Origin of the sequence: Micromonospora sp. DT201, assembly GCF_049841575.1 — a bacterium.
In the GTDB taxonomy this organism is placed as follows: domain Bacteria; phylum Actinomycetota; class Actinomycetes; order Mycobacteriales; family Micromonosporaceae; genus Micromonospora.
In genome coordinates this window covers 1-521 of sequence record NZ_JBNCKP010000079.1, presented here as the reverse complement: position 1 = coordinate 521, position 521 = coordinate 1, and the positions used below count along the sequence as shown (strand labels likewise).

General features: G+C 66.8%; 1 protein-coding gene. It reads right to left on the bottom strand.

Annotated elements, in window-relative coordinates:
• Nucleotides 1-521 (bottom strand): acyltransferase domain-containing protein (locus tag ACLQ28_RS34480; RefSeq protein ID WP_425690444.1); only part of this gene is annotated, 521 nt, incomplete at both ends.

Below are 521 nucleotides of genomic sequence, written 5' to 3'. Positions count from 1 at the left end.
TCCGACAACGACAACACCCCAGCCACATGCGCCGCAGCGATCTCCCCCACCGAATGCCCGATCAGATAATCCGCCCGAACACCAAAGGACTCGACGAGCCGGTAGAGGGCCACCTCGACGGCGAACAACCCGGCTTGGGTGAACTCCGTCGCATCCAACAACCCGGCCTCAACCGAACCCACCGACGCCGCCAACAAACCCCGCACCGACCGACCCAGACGCGCATCCAACTCCGCGCACACCTCATCCAAGGCCTCAGCGAACCGGGGATACACCCCCGCCAACGCCACACCCATCCCCGCACGCTGCGCACCCTGACCCGGGAACAAAAACGCCGTCTTACCCGACACCGGCGAACCCGCGAACACACCCACACCCGGCTCACCCACGGCCAACGCGGCCAGACCCGTCAGCAACGACTCCCGACCGTCAGCGACCACCGCAGCCCGCTGCGACAAATGCGCCCGCGCCGTCGCCAACGACCAGGAAGCATCGACCACCGAGACCTCAGGCCGATCGAG